Here is a 23,295-nt window from a genome sequence, read left to right as displayed (position 1 = left end):
CGTTCTTCGTTGATCACTGATTGCGACACGGATGTGACGCAAATTCAGGGATTGATCGAAATGGCGCATTAGCTCAGCCGGTTAGAGCGACGGAATCATAATCCGCAGGTCCCCTGTTCGAATCAGGGATGCGCCACCAGGAATTCAAAGGGCGCCCACGCAAGTGGGCGCCCTTTACGTTTGTGCATCGGAACTCTGCACGCAGGTAGCCAGTCTCACGACCCGGCACCAGCGCTGGCATGGAGCACTACTACTCCACCCTGTCACGACGCGGCCGCCACCCCGAGCAATCCTCAGGAGCGATCAAATTTCCTTGCGCCGACTTATCCGTAGAGCAAAAAAAAGCTGTTCCACTGGTCTCCTGAACTGGCCGCGCGCTGCGGGATCGATTTCCGGCTGAAGGCTCCGAATCGCAGTTTCCTGGAACAGCAGATATTCGACTACCTGAACCAACAAGCCGCCCGGTCAGGCACGCCCATGCAATGCCTGTTCGTGGGCATGCATGAATACACGTGGCACTACCCCCGTTTGCTGAAGATGGATTTCCATTCGCTGGATATGGATCCTGAACAAGCCGCCTATGGGTCCGCCGGCAAACATACGATCGGAAGCGCGACGAACATGTCGGCGCACTACGCCGAAGCTTCGTTCGACGTCGTTGTGGCCAATGGCGTGATCGGCTGGGGACTCAACGAACGGCCCGATTTCGAACGCCTGCTTAAGCAATGCCACCGCGTGCTCAAGCCTGGAGCCCTTCTGATCCTCGGCTACAACGACACACCGGAACGTGCGCCCTTCAACGTGGACATCGGGTGGGGGGATTTGTTTGCCCCCATGGTTCCGACGATCCCAGGAGTCACTCAGGCGCGCCATGCCATGAATGACAGCTACGCCCATGTGTTCCTCTTCGGAGAAAGGCGCGAACCGGCGGCCGCCACCTGACTGAAGCAGCGCCCGCCTTGCGGCTAAGGCAGCCGCACCGCATCACGCCGCCTGCCGCCCCAGGTCGCCGCCAGGCTGGCCACGAAGGCGCCTATCAGCATTGAGGCGAATCCCCACAACGCGAATGCCGCCGCGGCCTTGCGCGCCTGGTCCGCGGCCTCCTTGGCCTTTTGCTTGGCGTCGTCGGCGGCCTGCTTCACGTTCTGCACGGCCTGATCGACGCGGCGCTGCGCCGCTGCCGGCTCCATGCCGGTCTGGGCGGCCACGACCTTCACGACATAGTCGCGGTCTTCGCCTGTCATGGAGCCGCGCGCCACGCTCATCGCCACGATGCGGGCCACTTCATCTCTTGCCCCGTTGCGATCGGCGCCAGCATCGGGCCGTTCCGGACGCAACAAGGCATCGGAGAAATAGCCCCTGACCTGCGCCATCCCATCGCCCCCACCCGCAGCGGCCGCAGCCGTCGCAGCCGTGCCGGCTCCCGCAGCGACGGAAGCGCCCGCCTTGGCCACACCGGAAGCCAGGGTCGCGATGGACGCACCCAGCAGGACGGCGCTGACGACCGCGCTCAGTGCCCACACCAGAAAGCCGTGCGCCGTGTCGCGGAAATAGACCTCGTCCGAATGCACGTCGACCCATTTGGTGCGCAGCCGCCCCGCGACGTAGCCGCCTATGCCATAGGCAACGATCTGCGTGGCCAGCATCCATATGATGAGACCGATGCCTATCGCAGGCGCCGACACGCCCTCGCCGCTCCAGGGCGAAACAGAAAGAAAGCCCAGGCCCGTGCCGCCGGCGAACAGCGCCAGCGAAAGCGCCGCGGCGATGACCGCGCCCGCAATCACGGCGGCCCACGACACGGCCGAAATGGCGGATTCTCGCGGCGGCACGCCACCTGCGTACGGCTGACTCAATGAAGATGCGTTTTCCATGGATATGTTCCTTGTTCACGGTTCATTGCGGCTGCGCCAACATGCGCCACAGCTGCAGGAAAATCTCGCGGTCAATGCCAGAAAAGCGCCAACAGGATGATGATGGGAATGGGCACGCCAAGCAGCCACAACAAGATGGAACGCATAAAACCTCCTTGGATGATGTCCCGCGCCTTGCGCGCGGCGCTCAGGCCAGATCGATCGTGCCCGGCGCGCGAGGATTCGGCGGCGGCTGCACGGGATCGATGACATCGGGATCGTTGCGAGGCCGATTCGGATCCAGCGGCGGGTCGTCAGGCGGCGGATTGTTGGGAAAGGCGGGATCGTCGGGTACGAGCTCGTCGCCGCCGCCGGGTTCGCGATGCATGGACTGGGACATGGTGTTCTCCTCGAGCAGCGCCAGGCGCGCCGCTCCATCCCTCCAGCAAGCCGCATGCCCGCCTCGCGCCCGCGGACATGAAAAAGCCCTCTTACGAGGGCATCATGGCGCGCATAACGGTGAAGGCATCAGGACTTGTTCTTGCCGTCCTTGGCCGTTTCGGTCACTTTCTGGCCCCCGCTACCCAGAAATTCGACCACGGCAGCCTTGCCCGCCGCCGAAGCCTCATCCTGGCTGCCATAGCGCCTGGCCGAATAATTGGTGCTGCGCACATTGCCGGTTTCGGGATCGAACAGGGTAATGATCCAGGCGAATTCTCCCGGCATCAGTTGCCTGACTTGCAACGTGGCGCGCGTGCCTGGGCGCAGTTGCGGCATATGGCGGCCTTTAGCGTGGTTCGACGCCGCCATGGTAGCGCAAACGCGCCGACGCACACGCGCCGACGCAAACACGTCGGCGCGAGCCCTGGCAAAAATGCTGCGCCCGCACATGAATTCATGCTGCACACCCCGCGGCAAAAACGCCACACGCGACGCAGCGCGTCAGGAAAACCCTAGGGCCGAATGCCCGAATACAGGCGCACAATCGATACAAACATCTAGACCGCATCAGCGGCAGCCGCATCCCTTTAATCAGGCGAGGACGGAGACAACATGACTTATGTAGCAGTGGTTATGAGCTGTTTGATGGTTGTGGGTATCGTCGCGTTGGTGATTCAAACGGTTCAAAGCGCAGGGTCCGAACCCTGGCTGAAGATCTCGGCGGCGATCGTCAGTTCCTTATTTGCTTCGCTCTTGCTGATTCCGCTCGGATACGCGGTCGCGCAGACCGTGCTGATCGAATAACTCCTTTATTACGGCATACACGCCTGGGGCTAAGCGCCCCGGGCGGTCTTGCCGCGGGTCGCAGCCCAGCACAAAAGCGACCCGGCGGTCACCATGGCCACGCCCTGCCAGAATGACGCGGTCAGGCGGGTCGACAGCCACACGGCAGCGAAGAATGTCGAGAACACCGGAGTGAAGTAGGACGCCGTGGCCAGCAAGGTCAGGTTGCCCTTGAGTATTCCCACGTTCCATAGCGCATAGCCTGCCGCCATGGCGCCGCCGGCCACCAGCAGTTCCAGCGTGGCGGGCCAGGTGAAGGTCCAGGCAGGTTCGGCGCCCAGCAGGTACTTGATCCACAGGGCGGCCGCGGTCAGCATGAAAAACAGGACAACGCCATTCCTGCCGTTGGCAAACCTCGTGGTCACGTTGCAATAGACGGCCCAGATGATGGCGCCGCTGAAGGCCAGTCCGTAGCTGAGAGGATTGCTGGAAACATTGGCGATGGTGCGGTCCCAAGACAAGCCGCCGGATCCGCCCAGAACCCAGACGATGCCGCACAACGACAACAGTATGCCCGGCACCACCCATGCGCTGGCCCGCTGGCCGTTGATGAGCATGGCGAGAATCACAGTGAAGCAGGGCCAGAGATAGTTGACCATGCCCAATTCGATCGCCTGTCCGCGATTAGCGGCATAGCCCAAAGAGAGCGACAGGCAGATCTCGTAGGCGACGAACAGCAAGCTGCCGACAATGAGATAGGAGCGCGGAAAGGTCCGCAGCTTCGGAAAGCCCAACAGCAGCACCAGGAACGCGGAACCCGTCGTATAGATCAGCGCGGCGCCGCCCACCGGACCGAAGCTTTCGCTGACACCGCGTATCAGGCCGACGACGGTGCCCCACAGCAGCACCGCCAGCAAACCTAGGGAAGTCGCCGTGTTCCGGCTCAGGGAGAGTTGCATTACCGATTCCGATTGCCCGCTTTGGGGCGCCAAGCCGGGCAGTTTAGCGAAAACCTGCTCGATTCGCGGCCAGCCTTCGGCCTGCGGCAGAGTCGGCGCCCCACCCTCGAATGCCCGCCAGAACAATGCAGAACAAGGAGCAAGCGCCGCATGACCATCTCCACACGCAGATTGAGCGACGTGCTTGCCAGCACGGAATCGGGCCGGCTCTACCGGATTGAAGTATTCCTGAGGACGGAAGAGCCTGGCCACGCGGCCCGGCCTGACGCGGCCCGGCCTGACGCGGCGCGCTACATACTCCGCACCACGGAGGGGGAGCTCGTGGTGCCGCTGGATCGGAACCGGTATCGGCTGAAATCGGGCGAAGTGCTTACCGCCCTGGCGCCGCCGCCCCACGACGCATGACGGCACATGGGCGGCAGGCGGGCCAGATCACTGATCGGCCTCCACCCTGCGCTTGCCCTGCCCCTTGGCCTTGTAGAGCGCCATGTCGGCGCGTTCCAGCAGCTCGCGCACGGCAACGCCGGACTGCGGATACACCGCGATTCCGACGCTGGCGGATACCGAGACGCTGACCTCGGGATACGGCAGCGACAGGCTTTCCACCAACGCCTGCGCGACACGCCGCGCGTCGTCCCGGCTGGCGCCCAGCAACAGCACCGCGAATTCGTCGCCCCCAAGCCGCGCCGCCACGTCCGACACGCGGATCGCGTCGGCCATGCGTTCCGCCGCCTCCTGGAGCACCGCGTCGCCGGTTGCATGGCCATGCAGGTCGTTGACCGCCTTGAATCCGTCCAGGTCGATCGCCAGGATGGCGAAGGACTCGCCGCTGCGCTGCGCCACCGTCAGTTCGCGCAACACCAGTTCGTTGAACAGCACTCGATTGCACAGGCCCGTCAGCGGATCGTAGTGCGCCAGATGCTGGGCATGCGCCAGCATGCGCGAGGCCTGCACCAGCGCGCCGCCCACTTCCGCTACCTCCTTGACCCGCGTGCCCGGCACCGTCACCGCGTGCCCCTTGCCCAGCGCGAGCGCGGGCGCAACCAGACTCTGCACGGCCGAGGTCAGGCGGCTGGCGAGCCGCAAGGCCAGCAGCAGGCCCAGGCCGAAAGCCAGCAAGGTTCCCAGGGCGATCCAGGCGATGGAGCGATACAGGTCCGTGGTCAGCAAACTCATCGGCGCGCCGGCCGCGACCGTCCAGCCGGACAAAGACGAGCGGCTGAAGGCGGTGTAGACGGGCGTGCCTTCCTTGGTGACGGTTTCCAGCGAGCCCTCGCTTTCCTGCTGCACCGCCCGCGCCAACTCGGGCACGGCCTTCTGGCCCACGAACTTCGAGGTATCGCGGGTGCGCGCCAGGATCGTGCCGCTGTCGTCCAGCACGGCAGCCACCCAACCGTCAGGCAATGCCCGCCTGCCCAGCAGGTTGCCGATGCGCTCGGGCAGAATGCCGACATTAAGGCTGTAGGCGACCTCGCCGTTGCGCATCACCGGTACGCCCAGCGCAATGAGCGGCCCCTGGTTGACCTTGCTGGCAAAGAGACCCGTCAACACCGCCGCGCGCGTCTGGAACACCTGGGCCAACTGCGCGGACGCGCCGGTCAGTGGCAAAGGGTTGCCGAACGGCACGGACGTGTTGATCAATTGGCGGCCATCCTTATCGGTCAGGACGTAGCTGTCGATGATCTGGAAGCGCACGGATTCGCGCGCCCGCCGATGAAAACCGGCCAGGTCGCCAGCCACCAGATCCGGCGACGAGGCCAGCATCTGCAAGCCAGCCTCAACGCCAGTGAGTTCGCGGTCGAGGATCGCGGTGAGATTGCGCGCCAGGAATATCGTGTCGCGGAAAATCCGCTCTTTCTGGATGACGTAGCTTTCGTAGACTGCCACCGAAGCCATGACCAGCGCGGGCGTGATACAGGCAAACACCAGTGTCAGCAGCCCTGTGCGCATGGAATAGCGGCGCGGCCGACGCACCCGCGCGCCCGCCAGGCTTTCGGCGTCAGCCACGGGAACCTCGCCCTGCGACGTCCGCAAGCGTCGACCTGCCGATCGAAACCACACCTCTGGACCCATGCGCCTCCCGATGCGCTCCCCTCGGCCCACGGCCACAGGACGAATGAACGCCAGAAATTATTGCAGAAGTTCGCAATCGCACAATCCGCGCCATGGGAATCCCCTCGCCGCGTCGATACCGATGTGGTGAAAACAGCGCGTCCCCAATTTATTGCGAACGCGCGGCGCCTGTCGGCTACCGGTCTTCCAGGTCCGGGGTGCCGGTGAACTGGGTCTTGAGCAGCGTCAGCGCCCCTTTCTCGGCCAGCGCCTCATTGGGGAACACGTGCTTGGTGTCTTCCAGTACTGGAAATCCGAAGATCCGCACCCGGGCGTGATAGCCCTCGGAGGTCTCGGCGAATTCGATGTCGAAGTTGCGTTCTTCGATCCAGCCCGATCGATGCAGTTTCCATTCCATATCCAACGCGCTCCCGATTAGTCGAGGTTTGATACGAAAGGCCGGCCTCGATGGAAGCCAGCGCTGCTACACCATACACCCGCCGGGCCGAGGCGGGCCACCGGGCCGCCCTCCGTGCCTATTTTTCGACGCGCGGCGGGTCCTCGGCGCTGTCCGCCAATCCGTCCACCGGCGGCGCGAACAGGTCCCAACTGGCCATGAACAGCGCGGCGATCAGGGGGCCGATCACGAAACCGTTCAGGCCGAACAAGGCCATGCCGCCCAGCGTGGAGATCAGCACCACATAGTCAGGCATCTTGGTGTCCTTGCCGACCAGGATGGGGCGCAGCACGTTGTCCACCATGCCGATGACCAGCACGCCGAAGAGTATCAGCACGACGCCCTTGATCGTGGCGCCGGTCAGGAGGAAGTAGATCGCCACTGGCGCCCAGATCAACCCGGCGCCGATCGCGGGCAGCAAAGACAGAAAGCCCATGATCACGCCCCACAGCAGCGCGCCCTGGATCGACAGGATCGAGAAGATGATCCCGCCCAGCGCGCCCTGCGCCGCGGCCACCGCGACGTTGCCCTTGACAGTGGCGCGCACCACGGTGGTGAACTTGCGCAGCAGGTGCTGCTTGTGCGTATCGCTCAGCGGCATGGCGCGCTTGAGCCGCGCCGACAGCAGCGGGCCGTCGCGCAGCAAGAAGAACAACAGATACAGCATGATGCCGAAGCTGATCACGAACTGGAACGTATCCTGTCCGATGTTCAAGGCCTGGGTCGCCAGGAACTGGCTGGCCTGCATGGCGCCCGCGCTGAGCTTTTCCTGCAGGCTCGGGATGTCGGTCAGGTCGAAGCGCGCCAGCAGATCATGTACGGACGGCGGCAGGGCCGCCATGGCCTGCTGGAAATAGGCGCCGAAGTTGATCTGCCCGGACTTGACGCTCTGATAGAGATTCGCCCCTTCGCGCACCAGCGATCCGCTGATGACGATGAGCGGCAGGATCACCAGCAGCAGCACCAGCAGCAAAGTGATCAGCGCGGCCAGGTTGCGCCGTCCGCCGATGCGCGCCACCAGCCGGCGCTGCAGCGGCGCAAAGATGATGGCAAGAACCGCGCCCCAGAAAACGGCGCCGTAAAAAGGCCACAACAACCAGCCGAATGCGATGGTGACCACCACCAGCAGGAGCAGAAAGGTTCTGTAGTGCACGCTGGAAGATTGGCTCATATTCCGTCCCAGGCTCGGCTGACGCCGCGAGACCCGCATTGTACAAAGCGCAGCTCAGCGGACGTCCGGCGGCTGCCCGGCAGCCTGCAGCAGCACGATGCGCGCATGCTCCAGGACGTCCGACTGCGCATTCAAGCCCTGCAGGCGCAGGTTCAATTCCTGCTGCAGCGTGAGCGTCGCGACGCGGGCCTGCCCGTCCGCCAGCAGGATGTCCTGCGCATGGGCGGCGACGAAATCCGCCACGCCGAGCGCATCGCGCGCCACCGCATCCATGGCGGCCGCGGCATCCAGCAGCTCGCCGGCGGGCGCCGTCACGGCTTCGTCATAAACGCCGTCATAGACCGGCGCGAGATCCACCGGCAAGGCCAGCGCCGCGCGCGCCTTGTCGGCCTTGGCCTGGGCCTGCTGAACCTCGGCCGCCTGCTCGGCCAGCGTCTTGCGCGCCGCCTCGAAGCGAGCCCGCCGTTCCACGATCTCGGCCACTGAATGGATGGTCTCGACTTCCAGCACGCCGCGCATGGACAGGGCTGCCTGCGCCAGGGTTTCCTGGAAGCCGGTGATCACTTCATAGGCGTCGGCATAGCCGCCGACGGCCTCCTTTTCCGGCTCGCTCAGCACGCCTATGGGCAGCAGCGACGCGCTGCTCATCCGGCTTTGCAGCAACTGGATGAACGCAACCCGCTCCTGGGGCTCCTTGTTGACGCAGGCCGACAGAAACAGCATCGACGCCATCGTCAGGCCCAGCAGGCAAGCTCGCAGCAGTGCCATGCCCATCCTCCTTGCATGCGGGTTCGCGAAACCGCCGCCCCCCAGCAGGGCGGCCGCCCTTCGGCAGATTATCCCGAAGGCGCTTCCTGCCGCCGCCAGCGGGCGGATTTTGTTGCTATCGAAGCGTGTTGACACAGGGTCTGTCGCCCGCATCATGGCGCCAGGGGATACGTCATCGCGCATCGCAGCGCCGGGTCAAAGCCCATGGCTGCCTCGTGCCGCAAACGCGCCCGCAGCCCCGGCGAGAGCTCCTCCGCCGGCACCTCGGCAAAGCCTTGCCGCAGGTAAAACGGCCGGTTCCAGGACAATTCGCGGTCGGTGGTCAGCACCACGGACCGGTAGCAGCCAGCAGTACGGGCGTGGGCGCATACGGCGCGAAGCAGCGCCCGCCCCAGGCCGCGCCCCTGCCAGGGCAAGGCCACCGCCATCTCCGCCAGGTAGAGATCGCCATCCATGGGCCGGGTCAGTGCAAAACCCGCGGGCAGGCCCTCGGACTCCGCAACCCACAACAGGCCGGCCGCCTGCGCCTGCGCCAACTCGGCCTGCGGCGCCGTGTCGCCGCCGGCCGCCCAGGCCATGTGCGTGTCCAGGAACCGCCGCGCGGCGGAACGTTCGATATCGGCCAGGCTGGCCAAGTCTGAAGGTCGAGCGAGTCTGATCATAGGCATGGCAGTATGCCTCAAGCGGCACTGCCGTCCGATCCCATAAAATGGCGTCTTCGGCCCCCACGGCCCTCGCAATACAGGCTAGCCCCAAGACATGACTCAAACCGCCACCTCCGATACCTGGGGCTTTGCCCATCCCGATTGCCGCGGCGCGGCCGCCCTGCTGTTCTTCATGAACGACCTGGCGCGAGTGGTCAACCAGTACCTCAGCCCGGGCCAGTTGTCCGATGAAGCGCTGGCCGACGCGCAAAAGGCAGTCGACGCCTTGCTGGCCCGCTACGTGGAAATCCAGGCCGCCCCCGAGGCTTTCGACAACGAGCGCATCGAACTCGCGCTGGAAACCGAAAACCAGCCCGACGGCCAGACCAGCGCGCAGGTCGCCTTGCGCATGTCCGCGCGTCTGGAAGGACTCATCATCGAAGCCCAGCGCCAGGCCCGCCCGACTGCACATTAAGGGACGGATAAGGGGAGATATCTATCTCCCCTACCACAAAACGCTTGCAAAAAGCGTCGACCACCCGTATCATCAGCGGTTGAGTTCTGCGGTTTGCGCCAATTTCCATTCGAAAATAAAACGGCGCAGGTCCTGAGGGCTGAGCATCAGTCCCATTCCAAGCACCAAGCAGAACCTCAAAAAAACACCCAAGCCCGAGCATTCCGTCCCGTTTGCGAAGAACGCAAATCCGGATCATGGCCTTGGGGAAAACGCCTTCACCAAACCGCCAGTCCGGCTTGGCAAGAAGCAACAAGACAATCTGCGGCGCCTGCAACACGCGCAAGCGACAAGTACCGATAACCGCGCCGCAATCGCCAGGGCCTGCACGCCCTGCTTGAATCCTCGGACCCCTGCATGCCTTGCGCATCGCACAGCCCGAAATGATGCCGTCCCGGACTGATGGACAGCATCGCACCGTCAGCCCGCGCGCGCAAAAAACATGAGAATGCGCAAAGGGACGGCGGCAGAAATGCGTTAGTGTCACCACACGCCCGCCCGATTCGATACGGCTGGCAGCGGCAGGAATGCCGCGCGTCATGTGGCCTGACGCGGCTTTTCACATAACTAGAAACCAAGAGAACAAACACCATGAATACTCGTTTCACTACCTCGGATCTGATCCGACGCCCGGCCCACAGCACGCTGGACAACATGCCGATCCATATTGGCGACATCGTTTACCTGAAGCCCGCGAATGGCCCGGAAATCCGCGCCACGGTCATCTACAACGCGCCGATCAACGGCACCACGACCTACACGACCGAAGTCGTGCCCTGCGGAGCGCCTGCGCAAGAGGCTCCTGGCCAACGCATCCGCTTCCGCCATGAGCACGTGCATCGCATCGTGCCGGTGCGCCGCAACACCCACTGAAGCAGTGCCCCGCCCCGTTGCACACGCAACGGGGCAATTTGTGCGTGATAAAGTCCCCGGCAACACAGCCCTGGCGATCCCTCCATGCAGAACAATCGTCTCGCGGTCCATATCTGGGACCTTCCCACCCGTCTATTCCACTGGGCGCTGGTCGCCTGTATCGTCGGCGCGTTCGTCAGCGTCAAGCTGGGCGGCCTGTACATGGATTGGCACGTGCGCTTCGGCTGCGCGGCGCTGGGCCTGATCCTGTTCCGCCTGCTGTGGGGATTCTTCGGCCCCCGCTACGCCCGCTTCTCGCAGTTCGTGCGCGGCCCGGCTGCCGTGGCCCGATACCTCAAGGGCGCCGCCGCGCCCGCCGGCCACAACCCGCTGGGTGCGCTGTCGGTGCTGGCGCTGCTGCTGGTGATCGGCTTCCAGGCGGTCAGCGGCCTGTTCACCACCGACGACATCATGACGCAGGGTCCGCTGTTCGGGCTCGTCAGCGAAACCGTGTCCGGCGCCATGACCTCCTGGCACAAGCTCAACGAGTGGGTCATCCTGGCGCTGGTCGCCCTGCACCTGGCCGCGGTGCTCTGGTACGCGCTGGTGCGCCGCAAGCGCCTGGTGCGCGCCATCATCACGGGCAAGGTCGACGCCAAGGACGTGCCCGCCGGCACCCCGCCCACGCAGGACGGCTTTGCCGTCTGGCTGCGCGCCCTGGTGCTGGGCGCATGCGTCACGGGCCTGGTGCTGTGGATCCGGTCGCTGGAAGTGGCCGCTGATATGTCTTTTTCCTGATCCGTCCGCGCGGCGCGAAAGCAGCGCTGCGCAGCCTCAACGCCGCGCCTCGATCAGATGCCGCGTCGAGTGAGCCACCAACGGCTCCCCGCGGCGCATCCGCATATCCAGCGCCAACAGCGCGTCATGGTACTTCCGCGCCGAAAAGCCCGGCACCCACCACACGCACTTGCGCAGAATCCAGACCACGGCGCCCACGTCGTGGAACACCATCCGGCAGCGCGCCGTGCGCAAATCCGTCACGGTCAGCCCTGCCGCCGCGGCGTCGGCGGCTTCATCCCGCGGATCGCGCAGGCGCCGTTCCTGCGGCAATGGCCCGAGAAAATGCTCGATCAGTTCGAACGCGGAAGCCGGTCCCACGTGCTGCGCGAAGTAATATCCGCCCGGCTTGAGCACACGATGGATCTCTGCCCAGTCCGGACTCACGGGATGCCTGGACGTCACCAATTCGAACGAGGCGTCGGCGAATGGCAGCGCAGCGCCATGCGCGGTCTGCACCACCTGCACGCCGCGCGCGGCCAGGCGCTCATGCGCTTTCCTGGCATTGGGCGGCCAGGCTTCGGTCGCATGCATCACCGGCGGAAAGCCGGCGGCCTCGCCCAGCACCTCGCCACCGCCCGTGTCCAAATCCAGCGCCGACTGCACACGGGCCAAGCGCTGGGCGAGTCGATTGGCATAACCCCAAGGCGGGCGCTCCTCGGAGGCCCGCCCCGACAGCCAGTCGAAACCCCAACCGTTCACGTCGGCAGCTTCGGCCTCGGCCACCAGATCCTCAAAGGATTTCATGCGCTCTCCCTGAAACGGGATGCGCCCATGGTCCGAGAACCGCGGCCCACGCCCCGCAATGACCAAAAAAAAGCGCCAACGATTCCGCTGGCGCCTCTTTGCCCACATGCCGCCCGCGGACGGCCGGCGCTTTATTTCTTCTTGCGGTACGAGTCGTGGCAGGCCTTGCAGCTTGCGCCGACATCGCCAAACGCGGCGCGCAGCTTGTCCAGGTCGCCGGCATCGGCGGCGGCCGACAGCTTGACGATGTTGTCCTGGAAGGCCTGCTGCTTCTGCTTGAAGCCCGCAGCGTCGCTCCAGACTTCGGGACGCGCATCGCCGCCCTCCGTGCCCGCGCCGAAAGCCGTCCACGGCAAGGCCGACAAGGTCTTCAGCACTTCCACATTGGCCTTGATCTGCGCGGCGTCATAGGGTTGCTGGCCCTTGACCACCGGCGCCATGCGGCCGAAGTGGGAAGCCATCAGCGTCAGCGCCGACTGGCGGTATTTGACCGCATCCTCGGGCTTGGCGAACTGCGCGGACGCGCTCGTCGCCAGCAGCGGCCCAACCGTCATACAGGCCAACGCGGCGAGCGTGGACAACTTCTTCATTGCAATCTCCCGTAAGGTCAACAGAGGCCGCGCGCCCCAGGCGCGCGGCAAGGCGACTATACCGCCCGGGCCAAGTCGGCCGCCAGCCCGATATAGGAGCGCGGGGTCATCGCCAGCAGGCGCGCCTTGGGCTCTTCGGGCAGGGCCAGGCCCTGGATGAATTCTCGCAGACCTTCCTCGGTGATGCCCTTGCCGCGCGTCAAAGCCTTGAGCTGTTCGTACGGCTGCGGCAAGCCATAGCGGCGCATGACGGTCTGCACCGGTTCAGCCAGCACTTCCCAGCAAGCGTCGATGTCGGCGTCGATGGCCGCGGTGTTGACTTCCAGCTTGCCCAGCCCGCGCATGCAGGCGTCCCAGGCCACCAGGCAGTAGCCCAGGCCCACGCCCAGGTTGCGCAGCACGGTGGAGTCGGTCAGGTCGCGCTGCCAGCGGGAGATCGGCAGCTTGTCGGCGAGGTGGCGCAGCACGGCGTTGGCCAGGCCCAGATTGCCCTCGGAGTTTTCGAAGTCGATCGGGTTGACCTTGTGCGGCATGGTGGACGAGCCGACCTCGCCTTCCTTCAGGCGCTGCTTGAAGTAGCCCAGCGCCACGTAGCCCCAGATGTCGCGGTCCAGGTCCAGCACAATGATGTTGGCACGCGTGATGGCATCGAACAGCGCCGACATCCAGTCGTGGGGTTCGATCTGGATGGTGTGGCGGTTCTGGGTCAGGCCCAGGCCAGCCAGCACGCGCTGGCTGAAAGCGGGCCAATCGATCTCGGGGTAGGCCGAGAGGTGGGCGTTGTAGTTGCCGGTGGCGCCGTTCAGCTTGGCCAGCGGTTCGACGGCCTCGACGGCGGCGATGGCGCGGTTCAGGCGCGCGGCCACGTTGGCGAATTCCTTGCCCAGGGTCGTCGGGCTGGCGGGCTGGCCGTGCGTGCGCGACAGCATGGGCTGGTCGGCCTGGGCCACGGCCATGTCGTTCAGCTTGGCGGCCAGTTCACGCAGGCGCGGCACCACGACCTCGTTGCGGGCGCGGGTCAGCATCAGCGCGTGCGAGGTGTTGTTGATGTCCTCGGAGGTGCAGGCGAAGTGGATGAACTCGGCGGCGCGGGCCAGCTCGGCGTCATCGGCCACTTTTTCCTTCAACCAGTACTCAACGGCCTTGACGTCATGGTTGGTGACGCGTTCGATGTCCTTGATGCGGGCGGCGTCCGCTTCCGAGAAGTCGCGCACCAATTGTTGCAGGCGGGCGCGGGCGGCTTCGGAGAAGGCGGGCAGTTCCGGCAGGCCGGCATCCGACAGCGCGATCAGCCAGGCCACCTCGACTTCGACGCGATGCGCCATGAAGCCGGCTTCGGAGAGCAGGCCGCGCAGCGCGTCGCCCCGGGAAGCGTACCGGCCATCCAATGGCGAAAGGGCGTTGAGTTGGCTGAGCTGATCGGCGATTTGCATGGTATGGGAAAGAAAAAGCGGGGAATGAGCGAATCGGGCGATTTTATCATCCGGAAGCATGCAACATTGTGGCAAACTGACGAAGATTCCGGCCTCTTGGCCGTCTGCCGTCATGCGGCCTGCTATACTTCGGCCGCTTTCCGACTCCGCTTGTGACTCCATGAAACTGATCGGCTCGCTTACCAGTCCTTACGTGCGCAAAGTGCGTATCGTCATGGCCGAGAAAAAGCTGGACTACCGGCTTGAACTCGAAAACGTCTGGTCCGCCGACACGCAGATCCAAACGTACAACCCGCTGGGCAAGGTACCTTGCCTGGTCATGGAAGATGGCGGCGCCCTCTTCGATTCGCGCGTCATCGTCGAATACGTCGACACCCTGTCCCCGGTCGCCCGCCTGATTCCTCAGCCGGGGCGCGACCGCGCGGCCGTCAAGTGCTGGGAAGCCATCGCCGATGGCCTCCTGGACGCCTGCGTGACCATCGTCAAGGAAAACCAGCGTCCCGAGGCTCAGCGCAGCCCCGAATGGATCGAACGCCAGTACTCCAAGATCCACGCCAGCCTCGACGCCATGAACAAGAGCCTGGGCGACAACGCCCACTGTATGGGCATCAACTACAGCCTGGCCGACATCGCTGTCGGCTGCGCACTGGGCTACCTGGACCTGCGCTTCGCCGCGCTCGACTGGCGTACCAACCACCAGAACCTGGCCCGCCTGTACGACAAGCTATCGCAACGCCAATCGTTCGTCGATACCGTTCCAGGATAAGCCCCCCCCCGAGGCGCTGCGCGCCTCCCCCCAGGGGGCGCCGCTACGGACCGGCGGAGCCGGATCCGTGCGGCCTCGCTTCTCGTAGGCGGCGCCTCTGCTCCGCCTACGTTTCTGTTCCGCCTACGTTTCTGTTCCGTCTACGCTTGCGCGTCGGCTGCGCCTATCCATCGGCGCAGCCGTACCCGGCTCAACTGGTGAACGTCTGCCAGGCCTTGAACAGCATGTATGCGGCCAGCGCGAACAGCAGGCAGGCAAATACGCGCTTCAAGGTCTGCACCGGCAGGCGGTGCGCCATGCGCGCGCCCAGCGGCGCCGTCAGCACGCTGGTGCACACCAGCGCAATCAAGGCCGGCCAGTAGATGTAGCCCAGCATGCCGGGACGCGCTTCGCCCGAGTTCAGGCCCGACACCACGTAGCCGACGCTATTGGCCAGCGCGATGGGAAAGCCCAGCGCTGCGGAGGTCGACACCGCGTTGTGCAAGGCTACGTTGCACCAGACCATGAACGGCACCGACAAGAAGCCACCGCCCGCGCCCACCAGGCCGGACAGAAAGCCGATGCCCGCCCCCGCCGCGCTGGTGCCCACCACGCCCGGCATCTGCCGGCTGGGCTTGGGCTTCTTGTTCTGCAGCATGCTCCAGCCGGAATAGCCGACGAACAGCGCGAAGAACAGCGACAGCCACAGCGTGCTGAGCGCGGCGAACACCGCGCCGCCGGACAGCAGGCCGCCGACGATGATGCCCGGCGCCATCGCCCAGACGATGTTCCATTTGATGGTGCCGCGCTGCTGGTGCGCCCGCACGCTGGAAATGGAGGTGAACAGGATCGAGGTCATCGACGTGGCGATGGCGGCGTGCACCACCAGGTCGGCAGGCATGCCCTTCCACGCGAACAGCATCGTCAGGAATGGCACCAGCAGCATGCCCCCGCCTATGCCCAGCAGGCCCGCGGCGAAACCCACCACTCCGCCCAGCACCAGCAGGCAAATCACCATCGTTACATCCACAACTCTCTCCTCTTTCTTCTTGGTAATGAACAAAGCCCCACGGGCCGCGCCCGAGGGGCTTTGATTGAAGTCCGTACACGCCGCGCGGCGGATGCCGGCGCGGCGCCTACAGGATGATGCCGCCGCCCAGGCAAACCTCGCCATCGTAAAGCACGGCGGACTGTCCGGGGGTAACCGCCCACTGCGGCTCGGTAAAGCCAAGGCTGAACGTGCCGTCCACAGCACCGTCCAGGCGGCAGGCGGCATCGGCCTGCCGGTAACGCGTCTTGGCGCCATACGTGCCGGCGGCCGGCGCGTGGCCCGCGACCCAACTGGCGTCCTGCGCCCGCAGCTCACCCGACAGCAGCCATGGGTGGTCGTGCCCCTGCACCACGTAAAGCACATTGCGCTCCAGGTCCTTGCGCGCCACGTACCAGGCTTCGGCCGTGCCGTCCTCGCGCTGGCGTCCCTTCACCCCGCCCACGCCCAGGCCCTTGCGCTGGCCCAGCGTGTAGAAGGACAGCCCTTCGTGGCGTCCGACCTTCTGCCCTTCCGGCGTCATGATCGGACCCGGCTCGGTCGGCAGATAGCGGTTCAGGAATTCCCGGAACGGCCGCTCGCCGATGAAGCAGATGCCGGTGGAATCCTTCTTGGCGGCGTTGTGCAAGCCGATCTCGTGCGCGATGCGCCGCACTTCGGTCTTGTGGATCTCGCCCAGCGGGAACATGGTGCGCGAGAGCTGCGCCTGGTTCAGGCGATGCAGGAAGTAGCTCTGGTCCTTGGATGCGTCCAGCGCCTTGAGCAGCTGGAACTGCGTGCCGCCGCCCACGGCCGGCACCTCGCGCACCCGCGCGTAGTGGCCCGTGGCGATGTGCTCGGCGCCCAGCGCCATGGCGTGGTCCAGGAAGGCCTTGAACTTGATCTCGGCGTTGCACAGCACATCCGGATTGGGCGTGCGGCCCGCGGAGTACTCGCGCAGAAACTCCGCGAACACGCGATCCTTGTATTCGGCTGCGAAATTGACGAACTCGAACTCGACGCCGACCAGGTCCGCGACGCTTGCGGCGTCCAGCAGGTCCTGGCGGGTGGAGCAGTATTCGGAATCGTCGTCGTCTTCCCAGTTCTTCATGAACAGGCCGACGACCTCATAGCCTTGCTGCTTGAGCAGCCAGGCGGTGACCGAAGAATCGACCCCGCCGGACATGCCGACGACAACGCGGCCTTTCTTGGTAGATTTTTGATTCATGATGGATCTATTTTAGATCGGACGGGGCATCTTCCCGCGGCTGCGGCTCGGCCGCGCGCGATACTTCCATCAGCCACGTGCGGAAAGCCTGCAAAGTGGGCAGATTGGCTTTCTGCTCCGGATAGCACAGGTAGTACCCCATGCGCGCGCGGATAGGCAGCTGAATGGCGACGGCCAGCTTGCCGTCGCGCAGTTCGTCCTCGATCAGGCAGCGCGGAATCAGCGCCACGCCGAAGCCGGCCGCGGCCGCCTGCGACAACAGCGCGTACTGGTCGAAGCGCGCGCCTTCCAGGCTGCGCCGGGTATCGCAGCCCGCTTGCTCGAACCAGTCGCGCCAGCCGTCCAGCGCCGAGGTGTGGTGCAACAGCGGGTAGGCCAGCAGATCTGCCGGCGTGGCGCAGCCGCCTGGAATCAGGCGCGGGCTGCAGACCGGCAGGATTTCGCGGCCGACGATGTAGTCCGCCCCGCTGCCCGGCCAGATGCCCTCGCCGAAGCGCACGGCGGCGTCCAGTTCCGGCGTGGAAAAGTCATAGCCCTGCCGGTGGGGCAGGAACTCGACGTGGATGTCCGGCCGCAGGCGCATGAAGGCGGTCAGGCGCGGGATCAACCAGCGCGCGCCGAAGGTCGGCATACAGGTCAGGTTCAGCGTGCCGCCCTGCCCCTGGTGCGCGATCAGCTCTACGGTCGCGGCTTCGATCTGCCCCAGGCCGGCCTGGATCTTGGTCAGATAACTGCGTCCAGCCTCGGTCAGAACCAGGCCTTGCCTGATCCGCAGGAATAGTTCGATGCCGACGAACTCCTCCAAATGTTTCACCTGCTTACTGACCGCGCCCTGGGTGACACACAATTCCTGAGCCGCGCGCGTGAAACTGCTATGTCTCGCGGCGACTTCAAACGCCTGGAGATCGGTAAGAGAAGGACAGAAACGCCGCATGGATGGGGTACGCAAATTGTTTCAGGCCGCGCAGTCAAAACAGCCCTGTTCCGGACCGCCGCGAAAAGAGGCATGAAAAAAACTCATAGCTTACGGAGAAACTTTCGTTTGCGCAAACCCGACCGCCAGGAAAGAATCGTTGCGTTTGCGTCTGCCTTTGCGCATCCGCTTTCCAATTCATTAGGGGAATCCATGCAACGCCGTAATGTAGTACTGGGCCTGTGCGTCGCCGCCGCGACCCTGGCCACGCCGCTGACCTCGGGCATCGCGCACGCTGAAGACGCGTATCCGACCAAGCCCATCCGCCTGATCGTTCCGTTCCCGCCCGGAGGCACCACCGACATCGTCGGCCGCCTGTTCGCCGACAAGCTGGGCAAGGAACTGGGCCAGACCGTGGTGGTGGAAAACCGCGGCGGCGCCGGCGGCTCGATCGGCAGCGCCTTCGTCGCCAGCAGCGCGCCTGACGGCTACACGCTGGGCATCGCCACCGTCAGCACCCACGGCATCAACCCGGCCATCTACCCGAACCTGCCGTTCGACGGCGAGAAGGACTTCACGCCCATCTCGAACCTGGCGGCTGTGCCCAACATCATGACCATCAACCCGAAGGTCCAGGCCAAGAACATCGCCGACTTCATCAAGCTGGCCAAGAGCGAGCCGGGCAAGCTGACCTACGCGTCGGCCGGCAACGGTTCGGTCTCGCACATGATGGGCGAACTGTTCAAGATGGCTTCGGGCACCAACCTGATGCACGTGCCGTACCGCGGCGTGGGCCCGGCGCTGAACGACGCGCTGGCTGGCCAGGTCGACGTCATGTATGACAACCTGCCTTCCTCGCTGCCGCACGTGCAGTCCGGCCGCCTGATCGCCATGGCCGTCGCCTCGCCCAAGCGTGTGGCCGCCCTGCCCGACGTGCCCACGTTCGCCGAAGCCGGCCTGCCGGCTGTGAACGACGCGTCCTGGTTCGGCCTGGTGGCCCCCGCCAAGCTGCCCCAGCCCGTGCTGGACAAGCTGAACGCCGCCGTGCAGAAGGTCAGCGCCGAAGCCGACGTCAAGACCCGCCTGGAAGCCCTGGGCGCCGCGCCTGCCGCCAACACCCCGGCCGAATTCGCGGCGCAGATCTCGGCTGAAATCGCCAAGAACAAGCGCATCGCCAAAGAAGCCAACGTGAAGATCGACTAAGCGGTCTTCGATCCTCGCCGTCCCTCGCGGCGGCGAGGATCTCCGATTCACGAACGCAACACCCCCTTATGCGAATTACCCAACCCCTGTCTTACCGGCTCGACCTCCCGCAGCAATATCCTGATTCGGACTCCTCGGCTCCCCTTGTGCTGGACTCCCCGCACAGCGGCACCGCCTACCCCCCCGATTTCGCGGCTGCGGTGGACTTTGGCGCCTTGCGCACCGCCGAGGACACCTGGGTTGACGACCTGTGGGGCGACGCCTTGGACATGGGCGTACCGATGATTGCCGCCGCGTTTCCGCGCGCCTACATCGACGCCAACCGCTCGCCCGACGAAATCGACGAATTGCTGCTGGACGAGGCCTGGCCCGACGCCGTCAACGCCTCGCCCAAGGTCAAGCTGGGCAAGGGCCTGATCTGGCGCATGCTGGACGACGGCACACCGCTCTACAACCGCAAGCTGACGGTGGCGGAAGTGCGCCACCGCATCGACGCCTGCTGGAAGCCCTACCACGCCGCGCTGGGCCAGGTGCTGGACGCCGCCCACCGGAAGTTCGGCAAGGTCTGGCACATCAACTGCCACTCCATGCCCAGCGTCGCCGGCGCCTACGCCACCGACCGTCCTGGCCTGGTGCACCCCGACTTCGTGCTGGGCGACCGCGACGGTAGCACCAGCGACCCGGCCTTCCGCGAATTCATCGCCGCCTGGCTGCGCGAACGCGGCTACAACGTCACCGTCAACGATCCCTACAAGGGCGTGGAACTGGTGCGCGCCTTCGGCCGTCCCGAAGAAGGCCGCCACAGCCTGCAGATCGAGATCAACCGCAAGCTCTACATGGACGAAGTCTCGCTGCGCCCTTCTGAAAACTACGGCCGCCTGAAGGCCGATCTGCGCGAGCTCACCGCCGCGCTGATCACCTGGACTCGCGCGCAAACGGCTTGACGCCGGACGTTTGCGCACTGGTGCCGGCCAGCGCAAAAGTCAGACTGGCCGGAGCAGTTGGGTCGCAAGACCCCAGCCCCATGGTTCGCCATGGGGCTTTTTTTTTGAGTTGGCATATCGCCTTGCCATTCCGGCAATGCCAGATTCTTCCCCCTCGCCCCCTGGGGGCGGGACACCTTTCCTTTCACTTTCCCGTGTATAACTGATGCCAACTAATGAGGAGAGGCGTAGATGCACATCGGGATACCAAAAGAAACCCGAGACGGGGAAACTCGTGTCGCAGCAACACCGGAGACCGTCAAGAAGTACGTAGGCGGCAAACACACCGTCGTCGTGGAGCGCGGGGCAGGCACTGCCGCCCGCTATCTCGACGAGGCCTATGAGGCAGCGGGCGCCACGCTCGGCAGCGCCCAGGATGCGTTGGGGGCAGACCTTGTCATGAAGGTGCGCGCGCCTTCTGCCGCGGAGCTGCCCCAGATGAAATCCGGCGCCGTCGTGGTCGGCATGCTGGATCCCTTCGACGCCGAAGGCATTCAGCAAATGGCGGCCGCGGGGCTCACGGGATTCGCGCTGGAGGCCGCGCCCCGCATCACGCGGGCGCAGAGCCTGGACGTGCTGTCCTCGCAGGCCAACCTGGCCGGCTACAAGGCGGTGCTGCTGGCGGCGCACCACTACGGCCGCCTGATCCCCATGATGATGACCGCCGCAGGCACGCTGAAAGCGGCCCGCGCCGTCGTGCTGGGCACCGGCGTCGCCGGGCTGCAGGCCATCGCCACCGCCAAGCGGCTGGGCGCGGTGGTCGAAGCCTCGGACGTGCGCCCCGCCGCGCGCGAACAAGTGGAATCGCTGGGCGCCAAGTTCATCGACGTGCCTTTCGAAACGGATGAAGAACGCGAAATCGCGCAAGGCACGGGCGGCTATGCGCGGCCCATGCCGCCCGCCTGGATGGCGCGGCAGGCCGCGCTCGTGTCCGAGCGCTGCAAGCAGGCCGACATCGTCATCACCACGGCGCTGATCCCCGGCCGCCCCGCCCCCACGCTGGTGTCCGCGGAAACCGTCGCGGCCATGAAGCCGGGTTCGGTACTGGTGGACCTGGCGGTCGAACGCGGCGGCAATTGCCCGCTGTCCGAGAAAGGGCAGATCGTGGAAAAGCACGGCGTGACCATCATCGGGCTGACCAACCTGCCCGGTCTGGTCGCAACCGACGCGTCGGCGCTGTATGCGCGCAATATCCAGGATTTCCTGAAACTCATCATCAATGCGGACGGCGCGCTGGCGATCCAGCGCGACGACGAAATCGTCGCGGCCTGCCTGATGTGCGAAGGCGGCAACGTGGCGCGGAGGAACTGACAGCATGGAAGCGATCAACCCCACCCTGATGAACCTCATCATCTTCGTGCTGGCCATCTATGTCGGCTACCACGTCGTGTGGAACGTCACCCCCGCCCTGCACACGCCGCTAATGGCCGTCACCAACGCCATTTCCGCCATCATCATCGTGGGCGCCATGCTGGCGGCCGCATTGACCGAAGGCGGACTGGCGCGCGGCATGGGCGTCTTTGCCGTGGCGCTGGCCGCGGTCAACGTGTTCGGCGGCTTTCTCGTGACCCGGCGCATGCTGGAAATGTTCAAGAAGAAGGACCGCAAGGCAGGCAAGGAGGAAGCGAAATGATCTCGCTCAACCTCGTCACCCTGCTGTACCTCATCGCCTCGGTCTGCTTCATCCAGGCGCTCAAGGGCCTGTCGCATCCCACCACCTCGCGGCTGGGCAATGCGTTCGGCATGGCCGGCATGGCGATCGCCGTGCTGACCACGGCCGCGCTCATCGTCGCCCTGGCCCGCAGTGGCGCCGCCACCATCGGCCTGGGCTGGGTCGTGCTGGGCCTGCTGGTGGGCGGCTCCATCGGCACGCTGATGGCCAAGCGCGTCGAAATGACCAAGATGCCCGAACTGGTCGCCTTCATGCACAGCATGATCGGCCTGGCGGCGGTCGCCATCGCGGTGGCCGTGGTGGCGGAGCCGCATGCCTTCGGCATCGTGCCGGCCGGCATGCCCATCCCCACCGGCAACCGCTTCGAGCTGTTCATCGGCACCTTCGTCGGCGCCATCACGTTCTCGGGGTCGGTCATCGCCTTCGGCAAGCTGTCGGGCAAGTACAAGTTCCGCCTGTTCCAGGGCGCGCCGGTGGTGTTCTCGGGCCAGCACATGCTGAACCTGGCGCTGGCGCTGCTGATGCTGGGCTGCGGCATCTGGTTCATGCTCACGCAGGAATGGACGCCCTTCATCGTCATGACGATCATCGCCTTCGTGCTGGGCGTGCTGATCATCATCCCGATCGGCGGCGCCGACATGCCGGTGGTGGTGTCCATGCTGAACAGCTATTCGGGCTGGGCGGCGGCGGGCATCGGCTTCTCGCTGAACAATCCCATGCTGATCATCGCCGGTTCGCTGGTGGGCTCGTCGGGCGCGATCCTGTCCTACATCATGTGCAAGGCGATGAACCGCTCGTTCTTCAACGTGATCCTGGGCGGCTTCGGCGGCCAGGCCGGCGGCGCTGCGGCAGCGGGCGATGCACAGCAGCGCAGCGTCAAGTCGGGCAGCCCCGACGACGCCGCCTTCCTGATGACCAACGCCGAAAGCGTGACCATCGTTCCGGGCTATGGCCTGGCGGTGGCGCGCGCGCAGCACGCGCTGAAGGAACTGGCCGAAAAGCTCACCGAGCGCGGCGTGACGGTCAAGTACGCCATCCACCCGGTGGCAGGACGCATGCCCGGCCACATGAACGTGCTGTTGGCCGAGGCCGAAGTGCCCTACGACCAGGTCTTCGAAATGGAAGACATCAACAGCGAGTTCGGCCAGACCGACGTGGTGCTGGTGCTGGGCGCGAACGACGTGGTCAACCCCGCCGCGAAGAACGACCCGCAGTCGCCTATCGCCGGCATGCCCATCCTCGAAGCCTACAAAGCCCGCACCGTGATCGTGAACAAGCGCTCCATGGCCTCGGGCTACGCGGGCCTGGACAACGAGCTCTTCTACATGGACCGCACGATGATGGTTTTCGGCGACGCCAAGAAGGTGCTGGAAGACATGGTCAAGGCGGTGGAGTAAAACGCCTGGCGCCGGATGCCGCCAGG

At 65.2% G+C, this 23,295-nt stretch carries 27 protein-coding genes and 1 tRNA gene; 13 read left to right on the top strand and 15 right to left on the bottom strand.

All coding sequences use genetic code 11. From position 1 onward, the window contains the following. Positions 1-62 precede the first annotated feature (62 nt). Positions 63-139, top strand: a tRNA-Met gene (locus AXYL_RS09645). Positions 140-477: 338 nt separating this feature from the next. After that, a complete protein-coding gene (locus AXYL_RS09640) occupies positions 478-942 on the top strand; it encodes a class I SAM-dependent methyltransferase (RefSeq protein ID WP_013392606.1) in 465 nt (154 codons plus the stop codon). A gap of 23 nt (positions 943-965) precedes the next feature. On the opposite strand, the gene AXYL_RS09635 is transcribed toward AXYL_RS09640, so the two are convergent. From AXYL_RS09635 to AXYL_RS09625, 3 genes are all read right to left on the bottom strand, one after another. Beyond that, entirely contained in the window at positions 966-1,874 is a 909-nt protein-coding gene (locus tag AXYL_RS09635; protein WP_013392605.1) for a hypothetical protein, read from the bottom strand. Between the two features lie 187 nt (positions 1,875-2,061). Continuing rightward, a complete protein-coding gene (locus AXYL_RS09630; protein ID WP_013392604.1) occupies positions 2,062-2,253 on the bottom strand; it encodes a hypothetical protein in 192 nt (63 codons plus the stop codon). Positions 2,254-2,381: 128 nt separating this feature from the next. Next, positions 2,382-2,630, bottom strand: coding sequence for a hypothetical protein (locus AXYL_RS09625; protein ID WP_013392603.1), 249 nt, complete (start codon positions 2,628-2,630; stop codon positions 2,382-2,384). Positions 2,631-2,906: 276 nt separating this feature from the next. Between AXYL_RS09625 and AXYL_RS09620 the strand changes: the two genes are divergently transcribed. After that, entirely contained in the window at positions 2,907-3,098 is a 192-nt protein-coding gene (locus AXYL_RS09620; RefSeq protein ID WP_013392602.1) for a hypothetical protein, read from the top strand. 29 nt (positions 3,099-3,127) lie between these two features. Here AXYL_RS09620 and yddG read toward each other — a convergent pair whose 3' ends face one another. Next, positions 3,128-4,036: an aromatic amino acid DMT transporter YddG gene (gene yddG / locus AXYL_RS09615; protein WP_013392601.1), complete on the bottom strand. Its 909-nt coding sequence runs from the start codon at positions 4,034-4,036 to the stop codon at positions 3,128-3,130. A 150-nt stretch (positions 4,037-4,186) separates the two neighbouring features. On the opposite strand from yddG, the gene AXYL_RS09610 reads away from it, so the two are divergent. Beyond that, positions 4,187-4,441 carry a hypothetical protein gene (locus tag AXYL_RS09610; protein ID WP_013392600.1) on the top strand — a complete coding sequence of 85 codons (255 nt, stop codon included), beginning with the start codon at positions 4,187-4,189 and terminating at the stop codon, positions 4,439-4,441. 27 nt (positions 4,442-4,468) lie between these two features. On the opposite strand, the gene AXYL_RS09605 is transcribed toward AXYL_RS09610, so the two are convergent. From AXYL_RS09605 to AXYL_RS09585, 5 genes are all read right to left on the bottom strand, one after another. Then, the gene (locus AXYL_RS09605) at positions 4,469-6,043 is read right to left on the bottom strand and encodes a diguanylate cyclase (protein ID WP_013392599.1); all 1,575 of its coding nucleotides are present in this window, start codon (positions 6,041-6,043) and stop codon (positions 4,469-4,471) included. Between the two features lie 241 nt (positions 6,044-6,284). Next, entirely contained in the window at positions 6,285-6,506 is a 222-nt protein-coding gene (locus AXYL_RS09600) for a hypothetical protein (protein WP_013392598.1), read from the bottom strand. Positions 6,507-6,624: 118 nt separating this feature from the next. Further along, entirely contained in the window at positions 6,625-7,716 is a 1,092-nt protein-coding gene (locus tag AXYL_RS09595; RefSeq protein ID WP_013392597.1) for an AI-2E family transporter, read from the bottom strand. A gap of 54 nt (positions 7,717-7,770) precedes the next feature. Continuing rightward, complete coding sequence (locus AXYL_RS09590; RefSeq protein ID WP_013392596.1) at positions 7,771-8,484, bottom strand: DUF3053 family protein; 714 nt, start codon at positions 8,482-8,484, stop codon at positions 7,771-7,773. Positions 8,485-8,636: 152 nt separating this feature from the next. Beyond that, complete coding sequence (locus AXYL_RS09585) at positions 8,637-9,152, bottom strand: GNAT family N-acetyltransferase (protein WP_013392595.1); 516 nt, start codon at positions 9,150-9,152, stop codon at positions 8,637-8,639. Positions 9,153-9,243: 91 nt separating this feature from the next. On the opposite strand from AXYL_RS09585, the gene AXYL_RS09580 reads away from it, so the two are divergent. The 3 genes from AXYL_RS09580 to AXYL_RS09570 all read left to right on the top strand — a co-directional run bounded on the left by AXYL_RS09580 (position 9,244) and on the right by AXYL_RS09570 (position 11,292). Continuing rightward, on the top strand, positions 9,244-9,603 hold the full coding sequence (locus AXYL_RS09580; RefSeq protein WP_013392594.1) for a hypothetical protein: 360 nt from the start codon (positions 9,244-9,246) through the stop codon (positions 9,601-9,603). Positions 9,604-10,233: 630 nt separating this feature from the next. Continuing rightward, positions 10,234-10,515: a hypothetical protein gene (locus AXYL_RS09575; protein WP_013392593.1), complete on the top strand. Its 282-nt coding sequence runs from the start codon at positions 10,234-10,236 to the stop codon at positions 10,513-10,515. An 84-nt stretch (positions 10,516-10,599) separates the two neighbouring features. Beyond that, positions 10,600-11,292 carry a cytochrome b/b6 domain-containing protein gene (locus AXYL_RS09570; protein WP_013392592.1) on the top strand — a complete coding sequence of 231 codons (693 nt, stop codon included), beginning with the start codon at positions 10,600-10,602 and terminating at the stop codon, positions 11,290-11,292. A gap of 36 nt (positions 11,293-11,328) precedes the next feature. On the opposite strand, the gene AXYL_RS09565 is transcribed toward AXYL_RS09570, so the two are convergent. From AXYL_RS09565 to purB, 3 genes are all read right to left on the bottom strand, one after another. Continuing rightward, positions 11,329-12,078, bottom strand: a complete 750-nt coding sequence (locus AXYL_RS09565; RefSeq protein WP_013392591.1) for a class I SAM-dependent methyltransferase — start codon at positions 12,076-12,078, stop codon at positions 11,329-11,331. Positions 12,079-12,209: 131 nt separating this feature from the next. Continuing rightward, positions 12,210-12,668: a c-type cytochrome gene (locus tag AXYL_RS09560; protein WP_013392590.1), complete on the bottom strand. Its 459-nt coding sequence runs from the start codon at positions 12,666-12,668 to the stop codon at positions 12,210-12,212. A gap of 56 nt (positions 12,669-12,724) precedes the next feature. Beyond that, positions 12,725-14,101, bottom strand: coding sequence for an adenylosuccinate lyase (gene purB, locus AXYL_RS09555; RefSeq protein WP_013392589.1), 1,377 nt, complete (start codon positions 14,099-14,101; stop codon positions 12,725-12,727). Positions 14,102-14,261: 160 nt separating this feature from the next. Between purB and AXYL_RS09550 the strand changes: the two genes are divergently transcribed. Further along, on the top strand, positions 14,262-14,867 hold the full coding sequence (locus tag AXYL_RS09550) for a glutathione S-transferase (protein WP_013392588.1): 606 nt from the start codon (positions 14,262-14,264) through the stop codon (positions 14,865-14,867). 190 nt (positions 14,868-15,057) lie between these two features. On the opposite strand, the gene AXYL_RS09545 is transcribed toward AXYL_RS09550, so the two are convergent. From AXYL_RS09545 to gcvA, 3 genes are all read right to left on the bottom strand, one after another. Beyond that, positions 15,058-15,876: a sulfite exporter TauE/SafE family protein gene (locus AXYL_RS09545; protein WP_013392587.1), complete on the bottom strand. Its 819-nt coding sequence runs from the start codon at positions 15,874-15,876 to the stop codon at positions 15,058-15,060. Positions 15,877-15,982: 106 nt separating this feature from the next. After that, the gene (gene mnmA, locus AXYL_RS09540) at positions 15,983-17,101 is read right to left on the bottom strand and encodes a tRNA 2-thiouridine(34) synthase MnmA (RefSeq protein WP_013392586.1); all 1,119 of its coding nucleotides are present in this window, start codon (positions 17,099-17,101) and stop codon (positions 15,983-15,985) included. A gap of 7 nt (positions 17,102-17,108) precedes the next feature. Beyond that, positions 17,109-18,035, bottom strand: coding sequence for a transcriptional regulator GcvA (gene gcvA, locus AXYL_RS09535; protein ID WP_013392585.1), 927 nt, complete (start codon positions 18,033-18,035; stop codon positions 17,109-17,111). A 192-nt stretch (positions 18,036-18,227) separates the two neighbouring features. On the opposite strand from gcvA, the gene AXYL_RS09530 reads away from it, so the two are divergent. From AXYL_RS09530 to AXYL_RS09510, 5 genes are all read left to right on the top strand, one after another. After that, on the top strand, positions 18,228-19,217 hold the full coding sequence (locus AXYL_RS09530) for a Bug family tripartite tricarboxylate transporter substrate binding protein (protein ID WP_013392584.1): 990 nt from the start codon (positions 18,228-18,230) through the stop codon (positions 19,215-19,217). Between the two features lie 68 nt (positions 19,218-19,285). Beyond that, positions 19,286-20,161 (top strand): N-formylglutamate amidohydrolase, encoded by an 876-nt coding sequence (locus AXYL_RS09525; RefSeq protein ID WP_013392583.1) that lies wholly within the window; start codon positions 19,286-19,288, stop codon positions 20,159-20,161. A gap of 231 nt (positions 20,162-20,392) precedes the next feature. Further along, entirely contained in the window at positions 20,393-21,511 is a 1,119-nt protein-coding gene (locus AXYL_RS09520; RefSeq protein WP_013392582.1) for a Re/Si-specific NAD(P)(+) transhydrogenase subunit alpha, read from the top strand. A 4-nt stretch (positions 21,512-21,515) separates the two neighbouring features. After that, a complete protein-coding gene (locus AXYL_RS09515; protein ID WP_013392581.1) occupies positions 21,516-21,833 on the top strand; it encodes an NAD(P) transhydrogenase subunit alpha in 318 nt (105 codons plus the stop codon). Then, entirely contained in the window at positions 21,830-23,269 is a 1,440-nt protein-coding gene (locus tag AXYL_RS09510; RefSeq protein ID WP_013392580.1) for an NAD(P)(+) transhydrogenase (Re/Si-specific) subunit beta, read from the top strand. The genes AXYL_RS09515 and AXYL_RS09510 overlap by 4 nt, the downstream gene beginning before the upstream one ends. Positions 23,270-23,295: the final 26 nt, after the last annotated feature.

This window comes from Achromobacter xylosoxidans A8 (assembly GCF_000165835.1).
Classification (GTDB): domain Bacteria; phylum Pseudomonadota; class Gammaproteobacteria; order Burkholderiales; family Burkholderiaceae_B; genus Achromobacter; species Achromobacter xylosoxidans_B.
The sequence above is the reverse complement of the archived record's forward strand: the minus strand, read 5'-3'. Positions and strand labels throughout refer to the sequence as shown.